Annotated in this window: 2 protein-coding genes; both read left to right on the top strand. The window is 71.5% G+C overall.

Annotation, left to right across the window (positions count from 1 at the left end):
• A partial coding sequence (locus tag CRP51_RS27775) for a non-ribosomal peptide synthetase (RefSeq protein WP_141514700.1) occupies positions 1-4650 on the top strand: 4650 nt, incomplete at its 5' end.
• Positions 4650-6325 (top strand): condensation domain-containing protein (locus tag CRP51_RS27770; RefSeq protein ID WP_141514699.1); only part of this gene is annotated, 1676 nt, incomplete at its 3' end. The genes CRP51_RS27775 and CRP51_RS27770, both read left to right, overlap by 1 nt.

Below are 6325 nucleotides of genomic sequence, written 5' to 3'. Positions count from 1 at the left end.
ATCCCCCTCTCCCACGCCCAACAACGCCTCTGGTTCCTCCACCAACTCGAAGGCCCCACCCCCACCTACAACATCCCCACCGCACTCCGCCTCACCGGGAAACTCGACCACCACGCACTCCGCCAGGCCCTCAACGACCTCGTCGCACGCCACGAGACCCTCCGCACCGTCATCGGCACGGACGACCAGGGCCCGAGGCAGACCATCCTCCCGGCCACCGAGGCCGTGCCCGAGGTGAGCGTGACGCGGCTGGACCGGGAGGAGCTGCCGGAGCGGCTTGTTCAGGCGGCGCACCACTGTTTCGACCTGGCCAGCGAGATCCCCGTCCGCGCTTGGCTGTTCCAGTTGGCCGACGACGAGCACGTGCTGTTCCTGCTGCTTCACCACATCGCGAGCGACGCCTGGTCCCGTGCCCCCATGAGCCGTGACTTCGTCACCGCGTACGCGGCGCGGGCGCGAGACTGTGCGCCCCAGTGGGACCCGCTGCGGACGCAGTACGCCGACTACGCGCTCTGGCAGCACGAACTGCTGGGTGCGGAGGCCGACGCCGAAAGCCTGGTGGCGCGGCAGCTTGCCTACTGGAAGCAGCAGCTCGCCGGACTGCCCGACGAGTTGCCGCTGCCCCTGAACCGGCCACGGCCCGCGGTGGCCTCCCCGGCGGGCGCGCGCGCAGAGTTCACGGTGCCGGCGGAGCTGCACCGGCAGCTCACCGGGGTGGCGCGGCAGAACGGTGCCAGCCTGTTCATGGTGCTCCAGGCCGCGTTGGCCACCCTCCTCACCCGCCTCGGCGCCGGCACCGACATCCCCATCGGCGCCCCCATCGCCGGACGCACCGACGAAGCCACCGACGACCTCGTCGGCTTCTTCGTCAACACCCTCGTCCTGCGCACCGACACCAGCGGCAACCCCACCTTCCGCCAACTGCTGAACCGCGTCCGCGACACCGACCTCGACGCCTACGCCCACCAGGACCTCCCCTTCGAACGCCTCGTCGAACACCTCAACCCCACCCGCACCCTCGCCCACCACCCCCTCTTCCAGATCATGCTGATCCTCAACAACACCCGGCACGACTCGCTCAGGTCGCTGCGGGGCCTCGACGGTCTCCAGGTGACCGCCGAGGGGACATCCACCGAGGTGGCGCGGACGGATCTCGCGTTCGAGCTGTCCGAACGCACGGGGGCGGACGGCCTGCCCGCCGGGCTGACCGGGAGTGTCCGTTACCGAACGGATCTCTTCGACGCCGCCCCCATGCAGGCGCTGACCGACCGGCTCCTGCGGCTGCTGAAGAGCGTCGCCGAGGACCCCGACCGTTCGCTCCCCGAGCTGGAGGTGCTCAGCGCCGAGGAGCGCCACACCGTCGTGACGGCGTGGAACGACACGGCGCAGCCGCTCCCCGGGGACTCGCTGTCGGAGCTGTTCGAGGCGCAGGCCGCCCGCACGCCGGACGCGGAGGCGCTGGTGTCCGAGGACGCGACCCTGACCTACGCGGAGCTCAACGACCGCGCCAACCGTCTCGCCCGTCTCCTCCGCGAGTACGGAGCCGGCCCGGAGCGTTTCGTCGCGCTCGCCCTGCCGCGCTCTCCCCTGCTCGTCACCGTCCTCCTGGCCATCGCCAAGTCCGGCGCCGCCTATCTGCCCGTCGACCCGGAGTATCCGCACGAGCGCGTCAACCACATGCTGCGGGAGACCAGTCCGGTGCTCATGGTCACCACCGAGGAGCTGGCCGCCGGCCTGCCCGCCATGCCGTCGGGAACGCCCCTGCTGTCCGTGGACGGGCCCGCGGCGCGGGAGCGGACGGCCCGCGCGGAGGGCGGCAACCTCGCGGTCGAGCAGTCAGGCGACCAGGTGGCCTACGCCATGTACACCTCGGGTTCCACCGGCCGCCCGAAGGGCGTGGCCACCACGCGGCGAGGTGTCGTCGCCCTGGTGCGGGACCGTTGCTGGCGCGCCGAGGCCCAGCGGCGCGTGCTCTTCCACGCGCCGCACACCTTCGACGCCTCCACGTACGAGCTCTGGGTGCCGCTGGTCGTCGGTGGCACCGTCGTCGTCGCGCCGCCCGGCCCGCTGGACGTGGCCGGCCTCACGGCGCTGGTCACCGAGCACGCCGTCACCGCGCTGCATCTGACGGCCGGTCTCTTCCGGGTCGTCGCGGACGAGGCTCCGCACTGCTTCTCCCCCCTGCGGGAGGTGCTCACCGGCGGCGACGTCGTCTCACCCGCGGCCACCGCCACCGTGCTGCGGCACGCTCCCCACGTCACGTTCCGCCATCTGTACGGCCCCACCGAGTCCACGCTCTGCGCCACCCAGCACGAGCTGCGCGCCCCCTACGTCCCCGAGCCGAGCCTTCCCATCGGCCGGCCTCTGGACAACACCCAGACCTATGTGCTGGACACCGCCCTGCGCCCGGTGCCGCCCGGAGTGGTGGGGGAGCTCCACATCGCCGGGCAGCAGCTCGCCCGTGGCTACCACCGGCGTCCCGGCCTGACCGCCGAACGTTTCCTCGCCAACCCCTACGGTCCGCCCGGCAGTCGGATGTACCGCACCGGCGACCTGGCGCGCTGGCGTGACGACGGGCGGCTCGAATTCCTCGGCCGGGCGGACGACCAGATCAAGGTCCGCGGCCACCGCGTCGAACCCGGCGAAATCGAAGCCGTCCTCGCCACCCACCCGGCCGTCACCCAGGCCACCGTTCTCCTCCGCGAGGACGCACCGGGTGACCGGCGGCTGGTGGCCTATCTGGTCACCGAGCGGGACGGGCTCGACGCCGCCGAGCTGCGCACCCATCTGCGCACGGCCCTCCCCGACTACATGATCCCCGCGGGCTTCGTGCCGCTGCGGTCGCTGCCGCTCACCCCCAACGGGAAGCTCGACCAGCGGGCCCTGCCCGCCCCCGACTTCGGCTCCCCCTCGACGGGCCGGGAGCCCAGGGGGGAGCGGGAGGAGCTGCTGGCGGGGCTCTTCGCGGAGACCCTGCGGCTCGACGCGGTGGGCGTCGACGACGGGTTCTTCGATCTCGGGGGCGACAGCATCATGTCGATCCAGCTCGTCGCGCGCGCCCGCACGAGGGGGCTGGCCCTGACCGTCCGCGACGTCTTCGAGCACCAGACCGTCGCCGCCCTGGCCGAGATCGCCGCCGACGCCGGCACGACGGCGCCGACGCTTCCGGCGATCGACCGTGCGGGGCCGGTGCCGGTGACCCCGGTGATGCACGAGTTCCTCGCGCGCGGGGGCCCCGTCAACGAGTTCAACCAGTCCGTCCTGGTCGCCACGCCGCCCCAGGCCACGACGGAAACCCTCACCAGGGCGTTGCAGTCACTGCTGGACCGGCACGACAGCCTGCGGCTGCGGCTGGGACGGTCTTCCGACGGCTGGGAGATGAGCGTCCTGCCGCCGGGAACGCCGCGGGCCTCCGACTGCCTCACCCGCGTCGACGCCACCGCACACACCGACCCCGCCGCGCTCCACGACCTCGCCGCCGAGGCCCGCGCCCTGCTCGACCCCCAGCGGGGGCACAACCTCCGGGCGCTCCATCTCGACCGCGGCCCCGACCGGCCGGGCCACCTGGCCCTCGTCGTCCACCATCTCAGCGTCGACAGCGTCTCCTGGCGCATCCTCCTCGACGACCTCGCCGCGCTGCACACCGCGGCCACGGGCGCGGAGGACTCCCCGGAGCCCCCCGCCCCGGCCACTCACTGGCGGCAGTGGGCGACGGGGCTCCAACGCCGCGCCGAGGAAGCGGGGCGGGCCGACGCCGCCTACTGGGCGCAGCTGCCGACCGAGGCGTCCCCACTCGCGCTCGTCCCCGAACGGGACACGTACGCGACGGTTCACCGGACCCGCGTCCGCCTCGGCCCCGACGTCACCGAGACCCTGCTCACCCGGGCTCCCGCGCTCTACCGCACGACGATCACGGAGGTGCTGCTCAGCGCCTTCTCGGTCGCGGTCACCGACTGGCGCCGCTCCCACCCCCACCTCGACCGGCCGGGCCGGCCGATCGTGCTGGACCTGGAGACGCACGGCCGTCACGAGGAGGCGCTGCCCGGTGCCGATCTCACCCGCACCACCGGGTGGTTCACCAACGTGCATCCCGTGTGGTTCCAGCCGCGCGTCACCGACTGGACCGAGATCTGGGACGGGGGGCCCGCCCTGGGCCGGGTGGTGAAGGAGGTCAAGGAGCAGCGTGGCGCAATCCCGGATCAGGGCCTCACCTACGGGCTGCTGCGCTACCTCAGCCCGCGCACGGAACCACGGCTCGCGCGGCAGGCGGCCCCGCCGTACGCGTTCAACTACTTCGGCCGGGCGACGAGCGGAGCCGACGACACCCCGTGGAGCATCACGGCCAACGGCATCGCGGGGACGCACCCCGACACCCCGCTCAGCCATCCGGTCACGCTCAGCGCGCTGACCCTCGACACGGAGCACGGCCCCGAGCTGCACAGCACCTGGAGCTACGCCAGCGAGCTGATCAGCAAGGAGGAGATCGAGCAGCTCGCCCACAGCTGGACCCGGGCCCTCGAAGCGCTGGCCGCGCACACCCGGGGCGAGGGCGCGGGCGGCCTCACCCCTTCGGACATCACACACAGCTCGCTCGGACAAGCTGAGATCGAGGAATTCGAAGCCGAGTTCGCGCTCGAGGAGGACTTCTGATGAGTACGCAATCCCGCGGCAAGATCGAGGACATTCTTCCGCTGTCGCCTCTCCAGGAGGGCCTTCTCTTCCTCCAGATCTCCGGCCGGGAAGGGCTGGACATCTACACCGGCCAGTCGAAGTTCGACCTGGAGGGCGACGTCGACCCGGCCGCCCTGCGCGCGGCGGCGCAGAAGCTGCTGGACCGGCACACCAATCTCCGGGCCGCGTTCCGCCAGCGCAAGTCGGGGGAATGGGCACAGCTCGTGCTCCGCAAGGTCAAGGCGCCCTGGACCGAGTTCGACCTTTCCGACCTTCCGGCGGACGCGCGGGAAGCCGAGTCCCTGCGTATCGCGCGGGAAACGCGCTGGGCTCCCTTCGACCCGTCACGACCGCCTCTTCTGCGGTTCACCCTCATCCGTCTGGGCGGCGACCGGTTCCGTTTCCTTCTCACCCATCACCATCTGCTGCTCGACGGCTGGTCGATGCCCCTCCTGGTCAGGGAACTCATGGCGCTCTATCTCGCCGGCGGGGACGCCGCGCTGCCGCGCCCCCGCCCGTACCGGGACTATCTGACCTGGCTGGGGCAGCGCGACCGTGACGCCGCGCGAGAGGCCTGGTCCGAAGCACTGGCCACGTTGGAGACGCCCACGCTGCTCGCGCCGGAACCGGGCCCTGTGACGAGCCCCCCGGAGCGGCTCTCCTTCAAGCTCGACCGGGAGGCCACCGACCGGCTCACCCGCTGGGCCAGGACGAGGGACCTCACGGTCAACACCGTCGTGCAGGGCTCCTGGGCCCTCACGCTCTCCCATGTCCTCAACCGGACCGACATCACCTTCGGCACTCCCGTCTCCGGGCGGCCCGCGGAGATCCCCGGCATCGAGACCATGATCGGGCTTTTCGTCAACACCCTTCCCCTGCACACCCGGGTGCCGCTCGACCAGCCGATCACCCAGTATCTGCGGGCACTCCAGACGCAGCAGACCAATCTTTTGGACCACCAGTGGACCGGGCTTTCCGAGATCCAGCAGTGGACCGGCCACAAGCAGCTTTTCGACGTCGCGATGACCTTCGAGAACTATCCGGCGGGTCATTCCGATGTGGCCACCTCCCTCAACGGTGTGAACCTTCGCGTCACCGGCTCCTCGTTCAACGCGGGAAGTCATTTCCCGCTGGTCCTCGGCGCCTTCGTGCGCGGGGCAGAACTCGGCTTCCGGATTGATCACCGACCCGACCTGTTGAGCGCGCAGTTCGCCGAAGGCGTCAGGACGCGTTTCCTCCGCGCCCTCGACGCCATCGTGGAACGTCCGGACGGCCTGGTGGGTCAGATGGACCTGCTGACGCCCGAGGAACGTCGGCAACTCCCCACGCTGTGGTCCGGCCCCACGACGAACGCGACACCGCCGGTGGACGTGGTCGCGTTGTTCGAGGAACGGGTGGCGGCGGCACCGGTCGCGGTGGCGTTGGTCGACGCGAACGAGCAGGTGACATACGGGGAGTTGAACGCGCGGGCCAACCAGATCGCCCGCTGGCTACGGGAACAGGGCGCCGGACCGGAGAGGTTCGTCGCCGTCGACATGCCCCGAGGAACAGAGGCCGTCACCGCGCTCCTCGGCGTGTTGAAGAGCGGCGCGGCGTATCTGCCGTTGGACCCGGACTACCCGGCCGAACGCACCACCCACATCCTCACCGACGC

This window comes from Streptomyces zhaozhouensis (assembly GCF_900230195.1).
In the GTDB taxonomy this organism is placed as follows: domain Bacteria; phylum Actinomycetota; class Actinomycetes; order Streptomycetales; family Streptomycetaceae; genus Streptomyces; species Streptomyces zhaozhouensis.
The sequence above is the reverse complement of the archived record's forward strand: the minus strand, read 5'-3'. Positions and strand labels throughout refer to the sequence as shown.